Annotated in this window: 18 protein-coding genes; 11 read left to right on the top strand and 7 right to left on the bottom strand. The window is 70.1% G+C overall.

Annotation, left to right across the window (positions count from 1 at the left end; genetic code table 11):
- Positions 1–82 precede the first annotated feature (82 nt).
- Both OG230_RS34830 and OG230_RS34825 read right to left on the bottom strand, forming a co-directional pair.
- Positions 83–625, bottom strand: coding sequence for an MOSC domain-containing protein (locus OG230_RS34830; RefSeq protein WP_328907763.1), 543 nt, complete (start codon positions 623–625; stop codon positions 83–85).
- 126 nt (positions 626–751) lie between these two features.
- A complete protein-coding gene (locus OG230_RS34825; RefSeq protein WP_328907762.1) occupies positions 752–916 on the bottom strand; it encodes a hypothetical protein in 165 nt (54 codons plus the stop codon).
- A 766-nt stretch (positions 917–1,682) separates the two neighbouring features.
- Between OG230_RS34825 and OG230_RS34820 the strand changes: the two genes are divergently transcribed.
- Positions 1,683–3,080 carry an APC family permease gene (locus OG230_RS34820; protein ID WP_328907761.1) on the top strand — a complete coding sequence of 466 codons (1,398 nt, stop codon included), beginning with the start codon at positions 1,683–1,685 and terminating at the stop codon, positions 3,078–3,080.
- Between the two features lie 124 nt (positions 3,081–3,204).
- Here the strand turns inward: OG230_RS34820 and OG230_RS34815 are convergent, their stop codons facing one another.
- Both OG230_RS34815 and OG230_RS34810 read right to left on the bottom strand, forming a co-directional pair.
- A complete protein-coding gene (locus OG230_RS34815; protein ID WP_328907760.1) occupies positions 3,205–3,651 on the bottom strand; it encodes a GNAT family N-acetyltransferase in 447 nt (148 codons plus the stop codon).
- Between the two features lie 54 nt (positions 3,652–3,705).
- A complete protein-coding gene (locus OG230_RS34810; RefSeq protein ID WP_328907759.1) occupies positions 3,706–4,965 on the bottom strand; it encodes an ROK family transcriptional regulator in 1,260 nt (419 codons plus the stop codon).
- A 185-nt stretch (positions 4,966–5,150) separates the two neighbouring features.
- Here OG230_RS34810 and OG230_RS34805 point away from each other — a divergent pair, with 185 nt between their 5' ends.
- Positions 5,151–7,733 (top strand): alpha-N-acetylglucosaminidase TIM-barrel domain-containing protein, encoded by a 2,583-nt coding sequence (locus OG230_RS34805; protein ID WP_328907758.1) that lies wholly within the window; start codon positions 5,151–5,153, stop codon positions 7,731–7,733.
- Between the two features lie 94 nt (positions 7,734–7,827).
- Here the strand turns inward: OG230_RS34805 and OG230_RS34800 are convergent, their stop codons facing one another.
- Positions 7,828–8,613, bottom strand: coding sequence for a DeoR/GlpR family DNA-binding transcription regulator (locus OG230_RS34800; RefSeq protein WP_328907757.1), 786 nt, complete (start codon positions 8,611–8,613; stop codon positions 7,828–7,830).
- 145 nt (positions 8,614–8,758) lie between these two features.
- Here OG230_RS34800 and tap point away from each other — a divergent pair, with 145 nt between their 5' ends.
- The gene (gene tap / locus OG230_RS34795; protein ID WP_328907756.1) at positions 8,759–10,975 is read left to right on the top strand and encodes a telomere-associated protein Tap; all 2,217 of its coding nucleotides are present in this window, start codon (positions 8,759–8,761) and stop codon (positions 10,973–10,975) included.
- Positions 10,976–11,086: 111 nt separating this feature from the next.
- Positions 11,087–11,644 carry a telomere-protecting terminal protein Tpg gene (gene tpg, locus OG230_RS34790; RefSeq protein WP_328907755.1) on the top strand — a complete coding sequence of 186 codons (558 nt, stop codon included), beginning with the start codon at positions 11,087–11,089 and terminating at the stop codon, positions 11,642–11,644.
- A 122-nt stretch (positions 11,645–11,766) separates the two neighbouring features.
- On the opposite strand, the gene OG230_RS34785 is transcribed toward tpg, so the two are convergent.
- Positions 11,767–12,360, bottom strand: coding sequence for an isochorismatase family protein (locus tag OG230_RS34785; protein ID WP_328907754.1), 594 nt, complete (start codon positions 12,358–12,360; stop codon positions 11,767–11,769).
- 650 nt (positions 12,361–13,010) lie between these two features.
- Here OG230_RS34785 and OG230_RS34780 point away from each other — a divergent pair.
- The 5 genes from OG230_RS34780 to OG230_RS34760 all read left to right on the top strand — a co-directional run bounded on the left by OG230_RS34780 (position 13,011) and on the right by OG230_RS34760 (position 17,967).
- Positions 13,011–13,724, top strand: coding sequence for an urease subunit gamma (locus OG230_RS34780; RefSeq protein ID WP_328907753.1), 714 nt, complete (start codon positions 13,011–13,013; stop codon positions 13,722–13,724).
- A gap of 62 nt (positions 13,725–13,786) precedes the next feature.
- On the top strand, positions 13,787–15,700 hold the full coding sequence (locus OG230_RS34775) for an urease subunit alpha (RefSeq protein ID WP_328911623.1): 1,914 nt from the start codon (positions 13,787–13,789) through the stop codon (positions 15,698–15,700).
- A 47-nt stretch (positions 15,701–15,747) separates the two neighbouring features.
- Positions 15,748–16,422, top strand: a complete 675-nt coding sequence (locus tag OG230_RS34770; protein WP_328907752.1) for an urease accessory protein UreF — start codon at positions 15,748–15,750, stop codon at positions 16,420–16,422.
- Positions 16,423–16,453: 31 nt separating this feature from the next.
- A complete protein-coding gene (gene ureG / locus OG230_RS34765; protein ID WP_328907751.1) occupies positions 16,454–17,155 on the top strand; it encodes an urease accessory protein UreG in 702 nt (233 codons plus the stop codon).
- A complete protein-coding gene (locus OG230_RS34760) occupies positions 17,152–17,967 on the top strand; it encodes an urease accessory protein UreD (protein ID WP_328907750.1) in 816 nt (271 codons plus the stop codon). Before ureG ends, OG230_RS34760 begins: the two co-directional genes overlap by 4 nt.
- Positions 17,968–18,097: 130 nt before the next feature.
- On the opposite strand, the gene OG230_RS34755 is transcribed toward OG230_RS34760, so the two are convergent.
- Positions 18,098–18,748, bottom strand: coding sequence for a TetR/AcrR family transcriptional regulator (locus tag OG230_RS34755; RefSeq protein ID WP_328907749.1), 651 nt, complete (start codon positions 18,746–18,748; stop codon positions 18,098–18,100).
- 118 nt (positions 18,749–18,866) lie between these two features.
- Between OG230_RS34755 and OG230_RS34750 the strand changes: the two genes are divergently transcribed.
- Together OG230_RS34750 and OG230_RS34745 are read left to right on the top strand one after the other, a co-directional pair.
- Positions 18,867–19,565, top strand: coding sequence for a hypothetical protein (locus tag OG230_RS34750; RefSeq protein WP_328907748.1), 699 nt, complete (start codon positions 18,867–18,869; stop codon positions 19,563–19,565).
- A 218-nt stretch (positions 19,566–19,783) separates the two neighbouring features.
- Positions 19,784–20,431, top strand: coding sequence for a DUF4232 domain-containing protein (locus OG230_RS34745; protein ID WP_328907747.1), 648 nt, complete (start codon positions 19,784–19,786; stop codon positions 20,429–20,431).
- Positions 20,432–20,481 lie beyond the last annotated feature (50 nt).

The raw sequence follows: 20,481 nt of genomic DNA, 5'->3' as shown, positions 1-20,481 counted from the left end.
TCGGGACTTCGACCGCGTCGGGAGAGCAGTCGGCGTGGCCTTCCGCTCCCCCGACGTCACCTGCCTGCGGGCGGAGTCCCTGTCAGACCCGCTCGAGCGGCCGGTGCGGCTCGGCGGGAAGCTTCACCTCGATGGTGTCGCCGGGGCGCACCACCCCGCCCTCCAGCACGACGCTCATGATGCCGGCTTTGCGCACGATGTTGCCCGCGGTGTCCCGGCCCACGACCTGCTTCAGCAGGCCGTCCTGGAAGTTGTCGATCTGCAGACAGGGGTTACGGAGACCGGTGACTTCCAGGACCGCTTCCTCGCCGATGCACAGCAGTGTCCCGACAGGCAGGCCGAGCAGGTCGAGGCCGCGGGTGGTGAGGTTCTCGCCCAGCTCGCCGGGGGCGACGGAGAAGCCGGACTCACGGAGCTCGGTGAAGAGCTCCTCATGGATGAGGTGGACCTGACGCAGGTTCGGCTGGGTGGGGTCCTGTGCGACGCGTGAGCGGTGCTTGACCGTCACCCCTGCGTGGATGTCGCCCTCCACACCGAGTCCGGCCAGCAGGGTGATGCGGTCCCGGTTCGGCTTGGTGAACGAGTACTCGCCGTTGCTGCTGACTACCGCCACTGTCCCGCGCATGCCGCGAAACCCCCCTCTTCCCACGTAATGATGATCCGCCCAGAGCCTACTCCCGGCGGAATTCCGGGGCCGCGCCCGCAGCGCGGCCCCGGCTCATCCCGTGTGTCGCCCCGGAGCCGGGCGCCGTCACTCGGATTCGTCGGCGACGGGCGGGAGGTTCGGCTCCATGAACAGTCCCGCGTACTGCGGCTTCGGCTGGCCCCCGTCGTGACCGGGGCCGGCGAGCGTCTGCGCATCGGCAGGGCTGTCGTCCACGCGGCGCTGCGCCTGACGGGGCGAGGCATAAGACATCGAGTCTCCAGGTACATGGCGGTGGCGGTGAGAGACACAGTCCGAGCAGAGTGCAGGACTGGTCAGGCGACGAGGATCCGGCGCCGGTGCAGCGGCAGTTCCGGGAATCGGAATCATGCCGCGCCTGCAGACTCTAACCCCCGCATCCACAGGACAGCCAGGCCACCACGGCGCGGGGCGTCCACCAGTGCCCAGGATCTTTCGGAGTCGAGGTGCCCAGGAGGGATCCCAGCTGGTCGCAGGCCCCTCCTGACCCTGCGCAGGAGCACGCGGGGAGACGGTGAGGACGGGCACGAGCGTGATCCGTTCTGCGGGGGAATGTGCCGGTCGGCCTCGACGCGCGACCCGGCACGCATCCCTTTCACCGAACGACGGGAGCAGCCACCGCACGAGGACGTCCGGCAAGGAACGCAACACCCCGGAACGCGGCGGGCCTTGCGTGCACCGGCGTCCGCGCACGCCGTCCCGGGCGACGTCGGGCAGTGGGGCCCCACCCGTCCGGAATCCGGACTTGGCCGAAACTTTCCCTGCCGATTCCTGCGATTCCCGCAGGCGGTGATTCCGTTGACCCACAGGCCATTCGCGCCGAAAACCGCAGGAACAAAGGGTAAAGGCAACGAATTCCGAAGATGAACCGCTCTTGACCTGCGGAAGACATAGGGATTGCATGACGCGCCGGGAGCGATGGAACCACTCACCACCCGCTCGTCTGGAGGCGATACCGCTCCCGCGCTCAGACTCCGCACCTGTTGATCGGAACCGCAGAATGACCGACACGCTCAGCGCCCCCCAGGCGCTCGCGCCCGCGACCGGACCTACGCCGCAGAAGCTCAAGCGTTCCATCGGCGTCGTGGGCGGGACCCTGCTCACGCTCTCCTGTGTCACGCCCGCCTCGACCCTGTTCGTGGTCGTGCCGGACCTGTTCTCCAGCCTGGGCACCTTCACGGCCCTCACCATCGCCATCGGCTCCCTCCTCTGCATCGGAGTCGCGTTCTGCTACTCGGAGTTGGGCACTCTCATACCGAGTGCGGGCGGTGAGTACGCCATGGTGTCGACGATGGCCGGACGGCTGGCCGGATGGCTCGTCTTCGTCCTGTCGCTGCTGGTCGTCATGATCGTGCCCCCGGTCATCGCCATGGGGACCGCTGACTACCTCGCCCCTCTCGTGCACGTACCCGCGCCCCTCGCGGGTGCCGGGGTCATGCTCCTCGCCACCCTCGCGGGCCTCCTCGACCTGCGCGCCAACGCGTGGATCACCGGGATCTTCCTGGTCCTGGAAGTGATCGCGGCGGGCGTCGTCGCCGTCCTCGGGTTCGCCCATTCCGAGCGCGGCCCGGCCGCACTCGCCCAGGGTTCGGTCGCCGCCGAGGGCGGTACGACCTCCACCGTCACGGCCATGATGGTGATCTCCGGCCTCGCGATCGCACTCTTCATCACGCAGGGCTTCTCGACGGCTGTCTACCTCTCGGAGGAACTGGAGAACCCCCGCCGCAACGTGGCCCGCACCGTACTCGCCACGCTCGCCATCTCGACGGCCGTCATCCTCGTTCCGGTCGTCGCCATCACCATGGGCGCCCCCGACCTCGCCACCCTGACCTCGGGCGATCTCAGCGGCATGGTCGCCGCCTGGTCCAATTCGGCGGTCGGCACGTTCGTGAGCCTCTGCGTCGCCCTCGCGATCGTCAACGCGGGCATCGTCATGGTCATCCAGAACTCCCGGGTCCTGTTCGCGTCGGCCCGGGACAAGGCGTGGCCGGAGCCGGTCAACAAGGCCCTGTCCCGGCTCGGCGGATTCGGTTCGCCGTGGGTGGCGACGCTGGTCGTCGGCGTTCCCGGCGCCGTCCTGTGCTTCGTCAACCTCGATACGCTGTACGGCGTCACCGGCGTCTCGGTCACCGGCATGTACCTGCTCGTCGCCGTCGCCGCACTCCTCTGCCGACGCGGTGCGCACCGGGAGACGCCGGCCTGGCGGATGCCGCTGTGGCCCGCGATTCCCGCACTGCTCGTCGTCGTGCTCGGCTACATCCTCGTGCAGCAGGAGACCGAGTACCTGCTGTGGACCGGTGGGATCACCGCGGTCGCCACGCTGTACTGGGCGCTCTACCTGCGGCCCCGCAAGGACACCCGCTGGCTGGTCAGCATTCCCGAGGACGCCCGGGTCTGAGAAGCGCCCTCCGCACGTCGCGGGCACACGGGTTCTGCGGCCCTCACCCGCCCGCAGAACCCGTGACGCCCGCCCGCGGAACCCACGACGCGCAGCCGGCGATCCGCGAGAGCACCCCGGACCGCTACAGCGCCAGCTTGAACCCGTCGTGGCTGCGTGCGAAGCCCAGCGAGCCGTAGAACCGGTGAGCCTCCTCGCGCCGCTTGTTGCTGGTGAGTTGTACCAAGGTGCACCCGCGCTCACGCGCCCGCCCGATGGCCGCCGTCAGCAGCGCGCGGCCGAGTCCGGCGCCGCGCCGGTCCGCACGCACCCGCACCGCCTCGATGAGCGCACGCTCCTGACCCTTGCGTCCCAGGCCCGGTATGTAGGTCAGCTGGAGACAGGCGAGGACCGTGCCGTCTCCGTCGTCCATGACGACGATCTCGTTCCGGGCGTCCGCTTCCACCGCCTCGAACGCCCGCGTGTACGCCTCGTCGACGTCCACGCTCAGGGGATCGACGACGGAGTCCTCGTCCGACAGGAGGGCGACGACGGCGGGCAGGTCCTCGCGGGTGGCGTTGCGGAAGATCATGCAACGAGCATGGCAGAGCCTCCGGCCACTGCTCCCCGCCGGCCGGCCTTCCCCTCAGCGACACACCTGCGCGGCGGTCAGCCGTTCCTCCGCGACGTCCAGCGCGTGGCGTACCGCGCCCAGCGCCACCGCCCGCTCACCGAGCATCGAGGCATTCAGCGCGACGGGAATCAGGGCGTGCGCCCGCAGGTGCTTCCGTACGGGTTCCAGCAGCGTGTCCCCGGCCCGCGACACCCCGCCGCCGATGACGACCCGGCCGGGATCGAGTACGAGGAGGAGTGCCGCGAGCCCTCGGGCGAACCGGGCGGCGACACGGTCGACCACCTCGACGGCTGCCCGGTCACCGGCCTCCGCAGCCGCGAAGAGCGGAGCGATGTCGTGGTCGTCGCCGACCGGAGCGCCCGCCTCCACGGCCAGCCGGTGAATGGCCTCGGCGCCGACGAGCCGTTCGAACGGACCCATGCCGTCGGCGGCGCGGGGGCCGGGCGGGGCGTCCGGGTCGCGTACCAGGTCGATGAAGCCCAGTTCGCCGGCCGCGGCCGAATTCCCCCGGTAGGGCCTGCCGTTGATGACGATGCCGGTGCCGATGCGCGTACCCCACTGGACGAACACCAGGCAGTCGCTCCCCCTGGCCGTGCCGGTACTGCCCTCGGAGTCGGAGTCCGCTCCATCGGCCGCGGCTCCCCGCCAGCGCTCCGCGAGCACGGCGAGGTTCACGTCGTTGTCGATGGACACCGGGCAGTGCAGCCAGTCGCGCAGCATGGACACCGCGGGGAGTCCGGCCCAGTCGGGAATGCTGGGAGCCAGCAGGACCTCTCCGCGCTCCCGGTCGACGATGCCGGGCGTGCCGGTGCTGACGGCCCACAGGCCGGACAGCGGCACTCCGGCCTCGGCCGCCGCAGCCGTCAGCGCGGTCCGGACCGTGGTGAAGAGCTGGGGCCCCGTCGATCCTTCGTGCACCGCCGCACGGTGGCAGGCCAGTACCGTCCCCGCCAGGTCGGCGATCATCACCAGGACCTTGTGGGGCCCGATGTCGACACCGGCCACATGACCGGCCTCCGCACGGAACCGGGCGTACTGGGCGGGGCGGCCGAGTTGCGGGGTTCCGGCGGAGGCGGTGAACTCGACCAGTCCGCAGTCCCGCAGCTCCGTCAGGGCTCTCGTGACCGCGGGCCGCGACAGACCGGTGAGCGAGGCGAGGTCGGTGACCCGGGCGGTGGGCGTGTCCCCCTCGCGGAGGGCGGCCAGGACCGCGGCGACGTTCATCCGGCGAAGGACGTGCGGACCGGTGGCCGCTGTTCTCCCGACTGGCATGCGTGCCAACTCCCTTGCCCGTACGTGCTGTCGGCACTGTACCCAGAGGATCCGGGTCGAAGGCCGCGCGCCCTCTTGACGGTCACGGGGTGCCGTACCCATATTAACGAATGCTCCGTTACTAAGTCCGTACGCAGTCCCCGATTCCCTTGCCCCCGACGCCACTTCACCGGACGAGGTCCCCCTTGAGAAGCCTCAGATCCTGGGCCGCGGCCTGCACGGCCACCGCTCTCGCCGTGCTCGCCACGGCCCTCAGCACTCCGTCCGCACCCGCGGCGGCCACGCCAATGGACAGGCCCGCTTTCGCCGTCGGCCCCGCCGAGGCGGCACTGGGCCGGCTGCTGCCGCGGCACGTGTCCCAGTTCGACCTCGTGCCGGTGAGCCGGCCGGAGGCCGGCGACTACTTCACCGTCTCCGGTACGGCAGGCCACGTACGGATCCGGGGCACCAGCCCGGCCGTGCTGCTCAGTGGGGTCAACTGGTACCTCAAGTACACCGCCAAGGTGGACATCGGCTGGCCCGGCGACAGCACGTCGAAGCTGCCCTCCCGGCTCCCCGCGCCCGCCGGCACCATCCGCAAGGACGCCTCGGTGCCGCACCGGTTCGCCCTCAACGACACCGACGACGGCTACTCGGGTGCGTACCGGAACTGGGCTTCCTTCGAGAAGCAGATCGATCTCCTCGCCCTGCACGGCGTCAACGAGGTCTTCGTACAGATGGGCGCGGACGCCGTCTACTACGACACCTTCAAGGAGTTCGGGTACGCACCGTCGGAGCTCAGGTCCTGGATTCCGGGCCCGGCACACCAGCCGTGGTGGCTGATGCAGAACATGTCCGGCTTCGGCGGGCCGGTGACGGAGAGGCTGCTCGAACAGCGCGCGGCCCTGGGCAGCAAGATCGCCGACCGGCTGCGCCAACTGGGTATGACACCCGTCCTGCCCGGCTACTACGGCACGGTCCCGCCCGGCTTCACGGACCGGAACCCCACGGGCCCCGTCGTGCCGCAGGGCGGCTGGGTCGGCTTCGAGCGGCCGGACTGGCTGGATCCGCGCAGCGCGATGTATCCGAAGGTGGCTGCGGCGTTCTACCGCCACCAGGCGGAGCGCTTCGGCAACTCCTCCATGTACAAGATGGACCTGCTCCACGAGGGCGGCAGGCCCGGAGACGTGCCCATCGGTGACGCCGCCAAGGCGGTCATGAACGCGTTGCAGGCCGCGCACCCGGGCGCCACCTGGGTCCTGCTCGGCTGGCAGAACAACCCCTCCACCCAGATCATCGACGCGGTCGACAAGAGCAGGCTGTTCATCGTGGACGGCCTGGCCGACCGCTACAACGGCCTGGACCGCGAAACCGCCTGGCACGGCACGCCGTACGCGTTCGGGACCATCCCCAACTTCGGCGGCCACACGACGATGGGCGCCAACACCGCAGCCTGGACAACGCGGTTCGAGGAGTGGCGCACCAAGCCGGACAGTGCGCTCCGAGGTATCGCCTATCTACCGGAAGGCACCGGCGGCAACCCCGTCGCCTACGAGTTGTTCACCGAACTCGCCTGGCGTACGGGCACCTTGGACCACCAGGCATGGTTCGCCGACTACGCCGGGCGTCGGTACGGCGGCGCCGATCCGCATGCCGCCAAGGCGTGGGAACTGCTGCGGACCGGGCCGTACAGCACCCGCTCCGGCAGCTGGAGCGAGTCCCAGGACAGTCTGTTCACCGCCCGCCCCGGGCTGACGGCCACCACGGCGGCCAGCTGGAGTCCCGCCTCGATGCGCTACGACGCGTGGACGGTACAGAAGGCACTGGACGAGCTGCTCCAGGTGGCGCCGGCCCTCAGGACCTCCGATGCGTACCGCTTCGACCTGGTGGACGTGGCCCGCCAGGCGCTGGCCAATCGCAGCCGGACGCTGCTTCCGCAGATCAAGGCCGCGTACGAGGCGAAGGACCTCACCCTGTACCGGCAGCGTGCCGCCGAGTGGAAGCAGGATCTCGCCCTGCTCGACGGGCTGCTCGCCACCGACAGCCGGTTCATGCTGGGCCCCTGGCTGGCGGACGCCAGGTCCTGGGGCAGCACCGAAGCGGAGCGGGCGGCGGCCGAGTTCGACGCACGTTCGATCCTCACGACATGGGGGCATCGCTCCGGCAGCGAGTCCGGCGGGCTGCGGGACTACGCGAACCGTGAGTGGTCCGGTCTGGTCTCCGGCTTCTACGCCGAGCGCTGGACGGCGTATCTGGACTCGCTCGACACGGCGCTGGTCACGGGCCGGGCTCCGGCCACGATCGACTGGTTCGCGAGGGACAACGCGTGGAACCTGGAGCGAACGGACTATCCGGTGAAGCCCACGGGTGACCCGTTCGCGCTCGCCGGCACCGTACGCGCGTCGCTTCCCGCACCGGCCCTTCCGGGTCCGGTCACCGGCGTGGACGGCAGGTGCGTGGGGGTCTCCGGCGGAAGCTCGGCCGACGGCACCGCACTGGAGCTCGCCCCCTGCGACGGCACACCCGCGCAGACCTGGACCGTGCCCGGCGACGGCACGGTGACGGCGTACGGAAAGTGCATGGACGTCCGTAACGGCTCCACCGCCGAGGGCACGGTCGTGCAGCTCTACCAGTGCAACGGGACTCCGGCCCAGTCGTGGACGCACCGGTCGGACCGCACGCTGCAGAACGTGAAGTCCGGGTTGTGCCTGCACGCGGAGAGCGGTGGGGAACTGCTGATCCGCGCGTGTGCCGCTGGCGACGACCAGCGGTGGGACCTTCCCGGCTGAGAACGGCAGACACGGTGACCGGTGGCCGCCGCCCGACGAGGGCGGCGGCCTTCGTCGTTCGTACCGTTCCTTGCCCCGACGGCTCCGACGGGAATCAGGCCAGGACGACGGGAACGCCCGCGTCGCGCAGTGCCGTCAACGTCTGCGGACCGTTCGGATGGGTTTCGGGATCCTCGGCGGCGGCGTCGGTGACCAGGCCGTCGACCGCACCGAGGAGCGCGACCTGGCTGAACGCCCGGACTCCGAGCTTGGTGGCGTCGGCCACTGCGACGGTGCGGGCCGCCTGCGCGAGACCGGCCTGCTTGACGGCCGCGTCGTCCAAGGAGAACTCCGACCAGCCGTGTTCGGCGTGGACGCCACCAATGGACATGACGAAGCAGTCGAACGCCAGCGATTCCAGGGTGCGCAGAGCCAGCGGACCGACCAGCGAACGCTCCCCTGCACGGGAACGTCCCCCGACCACGATCAGCTCGATCCCGGGACGGTCGGCGAGGCGGACCGCCGCCTGGAGGCTGAGCACCGCCACGGTCAGGGGTGCCCGGGCGACGAGGTGCTCCGCGACGTGGACGGTGGTGGTCCCCGCGTCGAGCAGCACGCGGGACCCCGGCTCCACCATCGCGGCAACTTCCGCGCCCAGGCGGTCCTTCGTCGCCGCCTGCCAGGGTTCGCGCGCGGAGAAGCCCGCGTCCTCGGCGCGGGTCCGGGTGGCGACGGCTCCGCCGTGCACTCGGCGGACCAGGTCCTTGCGCTCCAGCGCGTCGAGGTCTCGGCGCACGGTCATCTCGGAAACACCAAGGCGCTGGGCGAGTTCCGCGACGGAGACCCGGTCGGAGCCCTGCACCAGCCGCAAGGTCAGGTCGAGACGATCAGCAACACTCATAAGGCTTTCTACCATGTCAATGTTTACATGCACATGATCTCGTTTGACCAGCGACTCCAGCCCGCCGACTCCCCCCTCTCCCCACGGTGTGTTCCGGCGCTACGGATGGTGCGTTTCGGCTAGGGTTGGAGCGGAGGTGGTCACAGTGCCCCACGAGCAGGACGAGCTCTTCGCGTCGGTGGACGCGCTGCTGGAACAGGCGGCGGCGCAGAACGATCTGCCGGCTCCGGCCGAGCGCAAGAGGCTGCGGGAAGCGGGCGGGCTGAGCCAGGATCAGGTCGCCCGGGCACTGTCGGTACGGCGCGAGACCATCACCGGCTGGGAGTCCGGGCGTACCGAACCGCGCCCGCCGAAGCGTGCCGCGTACGTCAGGCTGCTCGACGGCCTCGCCGCCCGGCACCCGGACGTGAAGCCCGAGGACGGGGCGGCACCGGAGCCGGAGGCCGATACGCATCCGGTCGTGCCGCAGCCCCAGGAAGCACCACTCCCCCAGCCCCCGGCGCCCGCACCCACCGGCCTCCCGCCGACCCCCTCCACCGCCCCTGCGGCGGCCCGCACCTCGGCCCCGCGCCGCCCCGCCGGCCGGCCGGTGGCCCGCACCTCCGTCGCCCCGTCCCCCGCACCCCCGGCCGATCCGCGCTTCGCCCATGGGCCCCTTGCGGTGCTGGACGGCGACGGAGCGGCGTACTGCGTCGGCGGGCTGGTGCTCGACTGCCCGGCCGAGGACCTCGTCTCGCTGGTCGAATGGACCCTCGCCGAGGCCGGACTCGGCGCTCCCCGGCTGAACCGTCAGGGCAAGGACGCGGACCCGCTGCTCGTCATCACGGCGACGGCTGCCGAACGGCTCGGGCTGCCCACGGTGCTGGAGGACCGGCGGGGCCTTCGCCTGCCCGACGACCACGCGGTCAGCCGGCAGATCACCAAGGGGAAGTGGAAACTGACGAAGCGTGGCTTCGGGCCGTGGGCCCGCGTCTACCGTCCGGCGCAGTCCGGAAAGCGCCAGTGCGTGCAGTTCGCGATCCTTCCGTGGGGCGCGCTCGACACACGCTCCTGGGGCGACGCCGCCGAGCTGGGTGCGGCCGAACTCGCCGCCGTACTGGGTACGTACGCGCAGCGTGTCATCACCCCCCGAGGCTCGACAGCCGTGTCGGGGCTGGAACTGATGACGAGTCTGCGGCCACCGACCCGTGCGGTGAAGGACGAGGCGGGCGAGGGCTGGGTGTCGGGCCCGAACCCCGGTTCGCTGACCGAGCCGGTCGATCCGGCACCGCCCGAGGCTCCTGCCGAGCATCCGGTCGTCGCGGCGGTCCACCCGCGCGGCCGACAGCGCACTCCGGACGAGGTCCTCGACGAGGAGGCGTTCGAGTGGATCCGCGACCCGCAACTCCTCACCGATGACGAATGCGCCAGGAAGTACGCGGTCGGCATCGACGTGAACACCGCGTTCCTCGCCGCCGCCAATCGTCTGACGGTCGGCCTCGGAGCACCGGTCCACGCCCATGCGCCCGCCTTCGACAAGGCGCTGCCCGGCTCCTGGCTGGTCGACCTGTCCGGCATCGAACTGGACCCCCGCCTGCCGAACCCCTTCACACCGCACGGCGAACGGCCGACCGGTCCCGCCTGGTACGCGACGCCCACCGTCGCGTACGCGGCCGAGCTCATCTCCACGTTCGGGCTTCCGGTCGCCCTCGCGCCGCTGGAGGCATGGGTCCGGCCGGCGAACGGGCCGTATCTCGACCCCTGGTACAAGCAGCTCTCGGAGGCGTACAAGGCGACGATGGCCGACCTGGGGATCGTGTCCGGGATGGCGGAGGACGAATTCCTGACCGCGATGACCACGTACCGGCAGACCGACCCGAGGATGGCCATCGTCCTGTCCGCGATCAAGTCGACGGTCAAGGGCGGCATCGGGAAACTCAGGGAGCGGCCCCAGGGAGCGGGATACACGTACGGGGAGCGGTGGCCCGCACTGGAACGCCCGACCTGGCGCCCCGACATCCGCGCCGCCGTCATCTCCGCCGCACGGGTCAACATGCACCGCAAGGTCCTCAAGACGGCGCTCGCCACCCAGCGCACACCGGCGCCGTCGGGCCATCTGACCCTCGCCGACGAGGCGTTGATCCCCGTGGCGCTCCTCTCGGACTGCGCGGTCTACCTCGCCGACGGACCCGGCCCACTGGACTTCCTGCCGCGCACACCGGAAGGAAAACCGGCCCCCGGCTCCTTCCGGCTCGGTGTCAGCCCCGGCATGGTGAAGCACGAGGGCACCCAGGATCTGCTGTGGGCCGTACAGATGCTCGACGAGGGCCACAATCCGGCCCGGCACATCAAGGGCACCGACGCGGCCGAGGACGGCGAGTGATGACACCGGGAACGGAGCATCCCTCCGCCGTCTCCCCCACCGGGTCCGGCCCGGTACGGACATCACGCCACCCCGGCCAAGACGCCCGCCGCCCCCAGGAAAAGGACTGAGATGGGCATCCTCGGAGACAGCCTGGACAAGGCGTCCGCGAACACCGCCACCCGCCCGATCCCGAAGTCCGCCCCGGCCCAGATGCGCTTCCTGGTCAAGCAGAACGCAGGCTCCACCAGGATCGTGGCGCAGCTCCTCGGTGTCTCGCAACGCACGGTGGAGCGCTACCTCAAGGCACAGCTGAAGCGGCCACGCGCCGAGCTGGCGGCCCGCCTCACCGAGGAGGTGCGCAAGCGCTGGCAGCCGCGCGTACGGGACCGGGCCAAGAAGCAGGCCGCGAGCACGGGCGGCATCGTCATCGAGACCCGGGCGAGATTCGGCTTCACCGCCGCTCCGGGAACGACGGACGACGGCCGCATCCGCCTCATCACCCAGCACCTGCCCCCGGCCTACGCCGCCCGGCTGTTCGACGCACAAGCCACCGGGGCCACCGAGGAGCAGCTCCAGCGCATCGCCGCAGAGGGCCTCCAGGAGATCTACTTCCGGGACCGGGGCCGCCGGGCCGAGGGTCTCCTGGTCGAGCTCAACGAGATCGACTACATCGAGATCGATTTCTGATGCCGCCCGCCGCGGGCGGGTGCGTCCCCCCGCTGTGACAGAGCTGGATCCGTCGGTGTGTGCATGCGCAGCGGCGGGCTGTACACCGGACGCCGGCGGTTTCTGCGGGTCTGACGGTGAGGCTACTGCGGTACGGGGGATTCGCCGGATACGGCGATGCCTGCCGCGCGGAAATCGACCAGGGTGGAGGTGATGGTGTCGGGGGCGACGCCGACGGAGTAGTCCAGGCGTACGTGCGTGCGGAAGCCGGCCTGCACAGCGTCCAGGGCTGTGGCGCGTACGCAGTGGTCCGTGGCGATGCCCACCACGTCGACGTCCTCTACCCCGCGGGCGCGCAGCCAGTCCGCCAGGGACGCGCCCTGCTCGTCGGCGCCTTCGAAGCCGCTCTTGGATGAGCTGTGGGCGCCTTTGAAGAAGACGGCGTCGATCTTGCCGCCAGTGACGGCGGGCGCGAAGTTCGGGTGGAACTCTCCGCCCTCGTCCCCGGCCACGCAGTGCACGGGGAAGCTGTCCTTGAAGTCCGGGCTTTCCGAGAAGTGACTTCCCGGGTCGATGTGGTGGTCGCGGGTGGCCACGACGTACTGGTAGTCCCGGCCCGCGCTTTGCTCCACCAGGTCGGCGATCTTCGTCGCGATCTGCGCGCCGCCCGCCACGGGAACGCTGCCTCCTTCGCAGAAGTCGTTCTGCACGTCTACGACGATCAAGCCTCGGCTCATTTATGAGCCCCCTTCACAACGTCTTGGAACAGCGGTCAGGACTGCTGCGGAGTCTCCCTGGCACACGGAGCGCGGTGGCGTGGAGATCGCGGCGGCACCTCTGCGTGTTCTACCGGCCTTCGCATCACCAGCTCGTGCCCAACGACTGTCCCTCACCCACACGGACGCAGGCGTTCACCGCAGGAACGATTCGCGGGCGCCTACCAGGCTCTCGGCGGGGTGCTCGTCTCCGATCAGCCGAGTCGGCGAGCCGGCGTCCAGGAAGACCGTTGGCAGGAACCCGGTGCCACCAATGAGGGATCGACAGTAACCACGCTGTGCCGCGAGCCGACCCGGGCCGTCGGCCGCTCGGCCCCAGGACGCGTAGAGGGTGCCCGGCCTTCCCGCCTCATGCCGTCAGCTCACCTGCCACGGTGATCACTCATTCGGGTGCCCCGTGCCCAGTACGCGGATTCGGCACTGTCGGCGTCATCATGATGGATCTTCGTCGGGTTGGGCCTGAACGGCCAAGGACGACATCCGTGCTGCGCCAAGAAACACCGGAAGCAACGTCATGGAGGCTTCCCGGGCCGTGGATGTGCGTGGCCGCGTCTTCCAGCTCGCAGCCCAGGACAGGAGTCCTGGGCGGAAGCCAACACAGGGACATATCTGTGCACCTCACCCCACACGAGCAAGAACGTCTGATGATGCACGTGGCCGCCGACGTAGCGGCGAAGCGCCGGGCCCGCGGCGTGCTGCTGAACTACCCGGAGGCCATGGCGCTGTTGATCGTCCATGTTCTCGAAGGGGCCCGGGACGGCAGGACCGTGGCCGAGCTCATGTCGTCCGGCCGCAAGGTGTTGTCGCGGGAGGAGGTCATGGAGGGAATCCCCGAGATGATCGAGAACGTGCAGGTGGAGGCCACGTTCCCGGACGGGACGAAGCTGGTCACCGTCCACGGCCCCTTCCCGGAGGCGGGCCACGACGAAGGGCCGGTCACCTGTCCGGGGAAGGTCGACTTCTCCCCCGTGAAGGAGGACGAGGTGGTGGTCTTCAACGAACGGAACAGGGAGCTCGGCCAGGTGACGGAGCTGATCGTCGCCAATCCGACCGACCGGCCCATCCAGGTCGGCTCCCACTACCACTTCGCCGAGGCCAACAACGGGCTGGAGTTCCTTCGCAAGGAGGCATGGGGCAGGCGTCTGAACGTCCCCGCCGGCAGTTCGGTGCGGTTCGAGCCCGGCATCACCGAGAAGGTCCAGCTCGTACCCATCGAGGGCGCCCGAGTGGTCCACGGTCTGCGCAGCAGGATCGAGGGACTGCCCGAGAAGGTCAATGGCTCGCTCGACAAGGTCAAGGGTTCGTTCGACAAGGAGCAGGTGTGAGTGCCACCGTTCAGTGCCCCGACTGTTCCTGCTGCCCGGGTGAGCCGACGGCCTTTGATCCGTTGACGCGACCGGCTTATGCGGACCGTTTCGGGCCGACGACCCGTGACCGTATCCGCCTCGCCGACACCGCGCTGAGCGTCAAGATCGAGGACGACTGGTCGGGAGGCCCCGGCCGCAGCGGAAACGAGATGGTCTTCGGCGGCGGCAAGGTGATCCGCGAGTCGATGGGGCAGTCCGTCGTGCCGCGCGACCCGGCGAAGGCCAAGTCCGGGAAGTCGGCCGACCCTACGATGGCGGGTCCCCCGGACACGGTCATCACGGGAGTTGTCGTTCTGGACCACTGGGGCATCGTCAAGGCAGATGTCGCCCTCCGCGACGGAAACATCGTCGCCCTGGGCAAGGCGTACAACCCCGAGACCATGAACCCCCTCCACGAGGGAGCAGAGCCTCACAACGGGATCGGCCCCCGGCCCACCGACTTCGTCATCGGGCCCGACACCGAGGTCATCTCCGGCAAGGGCAGAATCCTGACGGCCGGCGGGATCGACACGCACGTCCATTTCATCTGCCCCGACCAGGTCCGCGAGGCGCTGGCGGCGGGTGTCACCACGCTCATCGGTGGCGGAACGGGCCCAGCGGAAGGGAGCACGGCGACCACGGTCACGCCGGGCGCGTGGCACGTCAACCGCATGTTCGAGGCTCTGGACAGCGCACCGGTGAACATCGGGCTGCTCGGCAAGGGCGCCACCATGTCGAAGGAGTCGATGCTCGCCCAGGTCGACGCCGGTGTGCTCGGCATGAAGATCCACGAGGACTGGGGCGCCACGCCGGCGGTCATCAAGCAGTGTCTGGAGGTGTGCGAGGAGACCGGGGTCCAGCTCGCCCTCCACGCCGACTCGCTGAACGAGGCCGGGTTCGTGCAGGACACCATCGACGCCATCGACGGCCGCTCCATCCACGTCTTCCATGTCGAAGGCGCCGGAGGCGGCCACGCTCCCGACATGATCAAGATGGTGAGCGAGCCGAACGTACTGCCCGCCTCCACCAACCCCACCCGACCGCTGACCGTCAACACGGTCAAGGAGCACTTCGACATGGTGATGGTCTGCCATCACCTCAACCCGAAGGTCGAGGAGGACCTCGCCTTCGCGGACTCCCGCATCCGCCCTTCCACGATGGCCGCCGAGGACATCCTCCACGACCTCGGTGCCATTTCGATCATGTCCTCGGACGCCCAGGCCATGGGCCGCATCGGCGAAATGATCATGCGTACCTGGCAGACCGCGCACGTCATGAAGGTCCGCCGCGGCTTCCTGGAAGAAGACCGGCCCCGGGACGATCCGGAGACCGGCCCTAAGGCCGAGGCGCAGGACGAGACAACTGCGGACACGACCCCGGAAGCCCAGCCGCCCCTGGCGGACAACCGGCGCGCTCGCCGATACGTCGCCAAATACACCATCAACCCGGCCCTCGCCCAGGGCATCGACGCCGTCGTCGGATCCGTGGAGACCGGAAAGCTGGCCGACCTGGTCCTGTGGGAACCGAAGTTCTTCGGAGTCAAGCCCCACATGGTCATCAAGGGCGGCCAGATCGCCTACGCGCAGGTGGGCGACGCCAACGCGTCCATTCCCACCCCCCAACCCGTACTGCCCCGTCCCATGTGGGGGGCCACCGGCCTGGCGCCCGGCTCCCTCGCCTACAACTTCGTCACCGAACGGGCCATCGAGAAGGGCCTGGCCAAGGGCTCCAAGCTGAACAAGCAGTTCAAGGCGATCACCGACACGCGTGGCGTCAAGAAGGCCCACATGAAGGAGAACCACGCCACCCCGCACGTCCGGATCGATCCCGACACCTATGAAGTCATCATCGGCGGAGCAAAGGTGACCGACGTGACGACCTTCGTCGACGGCCACATCGTCGACCGCGCCTATGTAACCGAACTCCCCATGGCCCAGCGCTACTTCCTCTTCTGAGCTTCTCCGGAGCGCAGGAGCCGAGCCATCAAGCAGAGGAACGAAGAATGAACCGTGCCGCGCTGCTCGTCCTGGCCGACGGGCGGTTCCCCGCCGGAGGCCACGCCCACTCGGGCGGAGCCGAACCGGCGGTCGCCTCCGGCCGGATCAAGGACGCCGGCACGCTGGAGGAGTTCTGCCGCGGACGGCTGCACACCGCCGGCCTGGTCGCGGCGGCGCTCGCCGCCGCGGCCGCCGCCGGGCACGATCCACTGGTCCTGGACCAAGCCGCCGACGCCCGTACCCCCGTGGCCGCTCTGCGGAACACCGCCCGCAAGCTGGGCCGGCAGATGATGCGAGCGGCCCGCGCCACGTGGCCCACGGCCGAACTCGACGCGCTCGCGGCAGCCCGGCCGCGGGGCGCACACCAGCCGGTGGTGCTGGGCGTGGCCGCTCGGTCGGCCGGACTCGAACCGCTGGATGCCGCATACGCGGTGGTGTACGAATCCGTCGGCGGGCCGGCCACCGCGACGGTCCGTCTGCTGAGCCTGGACCCGTTCGACGCCACCGTCGTGCTCGCCCGCCTGGCACCGGAACTCGACCGCGTCGCCGCAGCCGCCACCGCCGCAGCACGACGCGTCCCCGAAGAAGGAGTCGACGCCCTGCCCGCGGCCTCCGCGCCGCTGCTGGACATCAGTGCCCAGCAGCACGCCACCCGGCCCGCACGCCTCTTCGCCTCCTGACCTGCACAGAGACACGACACAAGGAAACCGGATGCACCTCGACCACGACCTCGACGAGAAATACCCGCACCGACACACCTACAGCGCCCCCACCCCCAAGCGCCCCGACGGCACCCGCCGCGCGCTGCGCATCGGGCTCGGCGGCCCCGTCGGCTCCGGCAAGACCGCCACCGTCGCCGCCCTTTGCCGAGCCCTGCGCACCGAAGTGTCCATCGCCGTGGTCACCAACGACATCTACACCCGCGAGGACGCCGACTTCCTGCTCCGACAAGCGGTCCTGCCACCCGAGCGCATCCAGGCCGTCGAAACCGGCGCCTGCCCGCACACCGCGATCCGCGACGACATCTCCGCCAACCTCGAAGCCGTCGAGGAGCTGGAGGAGACGACCGGCCCCCTCGACCTCATCCTGGTCGAGTCCGGCGGGGACAACCTCACCGCCACCTTCTCCAAAGGGCTGGTCGACGCCCAGATCTTCATCATCGACGTGGCCGGCGGGGACGATATCCCCCGCAAGGGCGGCCCGGGCGTCACCACCGCCGACCTCCTCGTCGTCAACAAGACCGACCTCGCCCCCTACGTCGGCTCCGACGTGGAAGCCATGGCGCGCGACGCCAAGGCCCAGCGCGGCGACCTCCCGGTCGCCTTCACCTCACTCAAGGAGGAAGGCGGCGTCAAGCCCGTCGCCGACTGGGTCCGCGAACACCTCACCGACTGGGCCGCAGGCTCCGCATGACCCTCGCCACCGCACCCGCCACGCCGACGGGGCGCAGCACAGCCGCCATCGGCGTACGAGCCACGGCCCGCATCACGGCCGCCGCCAGGGGCGGCGCCACCGTCCTGCCCGTCCTCGACGGCGACGGCCCCTTCGAACTCCGGCGTCTGCGCCCACGGGGCGCGGAAGCGCGGGTGTGCGTCGTCGGAGCCATGAGCGCTCCCCTCGGCGGGGACCGTCTGCGCATCGAAGCCACCGCACAGCAGGGTGCCGCCCTCCACATCACCTCCGCGGCAGCGACCCTCGCCCTGCGCGGCCCCACCACCGCACACGCCACCTACGACGTGCACCTGACCGTGGAGGACCACGCGGAACTCCGCTGGCTGCCCAAACCCCTGATCAGCGCCACCGGCAGCAATCTGCGGCAGACATGGACCATCGACCTCGCCCCCACCGCACGGCTCGTCCTGCGCGAAGAGCAGGTACTCGGGCGCACCGGCGAACCACCCGGCCACGTCACCACCCGGCTAACCGTCCGTCGCGACGGACACGTGCTCCTCGACCAGGAAGCGGACTACGGGCCGGGAGCCGTCGGCTGGGACAGCCCGGCCGTCCTCGCCCACCACCGGGCGACCGGCCAGATCCTCATCGTCAACCCCGACTTCGACACGGAACCGCCCGCGGCCCAGGCCCTCACCGACACCCCACAAGACGGACTGGCGATCCTCACCCCCCTCGCAGGCCCCGCCGCACTCATCACCGCAGTCGCCCCCGACGGCCTGCGGCTGCGCACCCTCCTCAACGCCGCCCACACCACCCACTCGTCCCGCTGATCCGGCGCGAGTTGACGGACAGCGCCAACTGGCGTGCACAGTCACACCCACTGTGGTCGGGTAGCCGGATCGCGTTGCCGTGACCCGGCTACCCGACCACACCCGCTGACCGCCCAGGACGTCGAGCGGCTCAGGTGTGGGCGGTGCGGCGGCGGTCGGGGGTGCGGAGGTACGCGATCGCCATGTCGCTGAGCTCGTCCCCGTACCGACGCCTGGCGGCTGGCTCGTCAGCGGGGTCGGGGCGTACGGAGTTGTGGAAGCAGGCGCCGAGGATGGCGCGGGCCGCGGTGTCCAGCGCCGCCTGCGGATCGGAGCGCCGGACCTCGTCGGCGTACGGGGCTGCCGCGTCGAGCAGAAGGCGGTGGAGTTCGGTGATGGTGCGGGCCCCGCGGTCCAGTGACCTGCTTCCCCGCGCGCGCAGCAGCTCGGGGAAGAGGTTGTTGCTGTCGGCGAAGGACTGCAGCAGCGCGTGCGCGTAAGCGCCCATGACGCCTTCGAGCGAGGGCTCGGCCGCGTGCAGTTGCTCGGCGACGTACGCCTCGCGCCGTTCCAGCATCCGCTCGGTCAGGGCGGTGATCAGCTGTTCCTTGTCTTCGAAACGGCGGTAGATAGTACCGACCGAGACACCGGCGCGTTCTGCGACGCCGCTGATCGTCATCTCCTCCAGGCCGGACAAGGAGGCGATTTCCTCGGCCGCCTGCAGTACGCGAGCCAGTGTCGCGGCGCTGCGCGCCTGCTGGGGTTCTCGGTAGCGCAGGAGGCGGTCGGGCTCATCGGTCATGCCTCGCATCGTATCGGCGGCGGCTTCAGCACGATCTCTTGACAAGGGGCGCACCCCTCCGGATACCCTCAAAACGTGAATGTGAATTCGCATTCGCATTTTAACTGGAGGTTCGACCATGACCGACAACCGGTTCACCCCGCCCGTGACCGTGACGCTCGAGTCGGGGCCCACCGGCTTCGGGAGCATCGACGACTTCGAGCTGTTCTACGCCCGCCGCGCCCTGGACCGCTTCAGGACGCGGCTGGGGCGCCAGGGCCTGCTCGACCTGCTGGCCGCGGACATCGAGGAAGGCAACGCCTTCCTGCGAGACAGTGCGCGCGCCTCCGCCGGCGGCTTCACGGCAGGCACGACGGTTCTCGCGACGCAGGGCCTCACCTCGGGCGAATTCCTGGCCTGGATGGAGAATGCCTTCGCAGGCGACGAGAGCGCACTCCTGGAGGCGCACCCCGAGCACTACGTGATGGCTCCCGGCGCCGACGGATCGTTCAACGTGGTGGAGAACATCGGCCCCCACGTCTGTTCCTTCTACATGGGCGGCTGGGGAACGGACGCGATGGCCTGGGCCGCGGACGCGGCCGAGCTCCTCCCGGAGTCCGAGTTTCCGCACAAGATGTCGTCGAACCTCTTCCTGTCCGACGGCACGGTCGTCGGACGGGCACTGACCCAGTTCGGTGACACCGCCGACGGTTTCACCGCGAGCCTGACGGTCTACGTGCCCGCCAGTTGCCCGAAGGACGTCCTGGAGCATCACCTCCGGCACTACGCCGTCGAGTTCAGGAACTGGATCATCGCCGCCGCAGCGGCGCGCGCCTGAGGTCCTCGGCCGGACGTCGGGCGGCTTCGGCCCCGGCGGTCGATGCGACCGGCCCGACGTCCGGCCGCATCGGGATCTTCCGACGGAACAGCCCCATCCTTGTCCGCGCTCGGTAACAGGCGTACGAGGCCAACGGGTTGAGGGCAGTTCCTGGTGCACACTCGGCTCACGGTCGGGAGTCGAGAGCGACCGCGCTCGGTTGACCACGGGGGACCACCATGAACAGTGCTGCCGGCAAGAACACCAGGATCGCCAGGGGCTGGAAGTCCTACGCCCTCGGGGCCGCGACGGTCGCCGCGCTGCTCGCGTCCACGGCCTGCGAGCCGGGCGCGGCCGAGGACTCGGACGGCGCCCAGCCCTCGGACCGGCCGAGCGCGACGAGTTCGGCGAAGCCGGGCGGCGGTTCGGGCGACGTCGGCGCCGTCGCCGCCTGCACCCAGGAGGACCTCGCGGTCTCCGCGACGAAGGAGTCCCCGGACGACGAGGGCGCCCGGCATCTCCTCCTCACCGTCCAGAACGCCGGTGACAAGAAGTGCAACGTCTACCACCACCCCTGGGTGGAGATCGGTGACGCGCAGGCCCCGACCCCCGTGATCAAGGACAGCAGCCCGGACCCGGGCAAGCCCATGACCCTCGCTCCGGGCGAGGAGGCGCACGCCGCTCTGCTCGTCGCCGGAGGCGCCAGGGACGAGTACGAGGCGACCACCATCAGCCTGACCCTCCACGGCAACGAGGTCGGCAGCACGGCGGGCGAGCCGATCGACGTCCCCATGCCCGTCGCCACGCTGTACGCGGACGACGGTCAACTGGTCACCTACTGGACGACGGCCTCCGGCGCCGCCCTGGACTTCATCATGTCGAAGTGACGGACCGCGAGCACGCCGGTCCACAGGACGGTGCGTAGATCGGGTGAGCC

The organism is Streptomyces sp. NBC_00234 (assembly GCF_036195325.1).
In the GTDB taxonomy this organism is placed as follows: Bacteria; Actinomycetota; Actinomycetes; order Streptomycetales; family Streptomycetaceae; genus Streptomyces.
The sequence above is the reverse complement of the archived record's forward strand: the minus strand, read 5'-3'. Positions and strand labels throughout refer to the sequence as shown.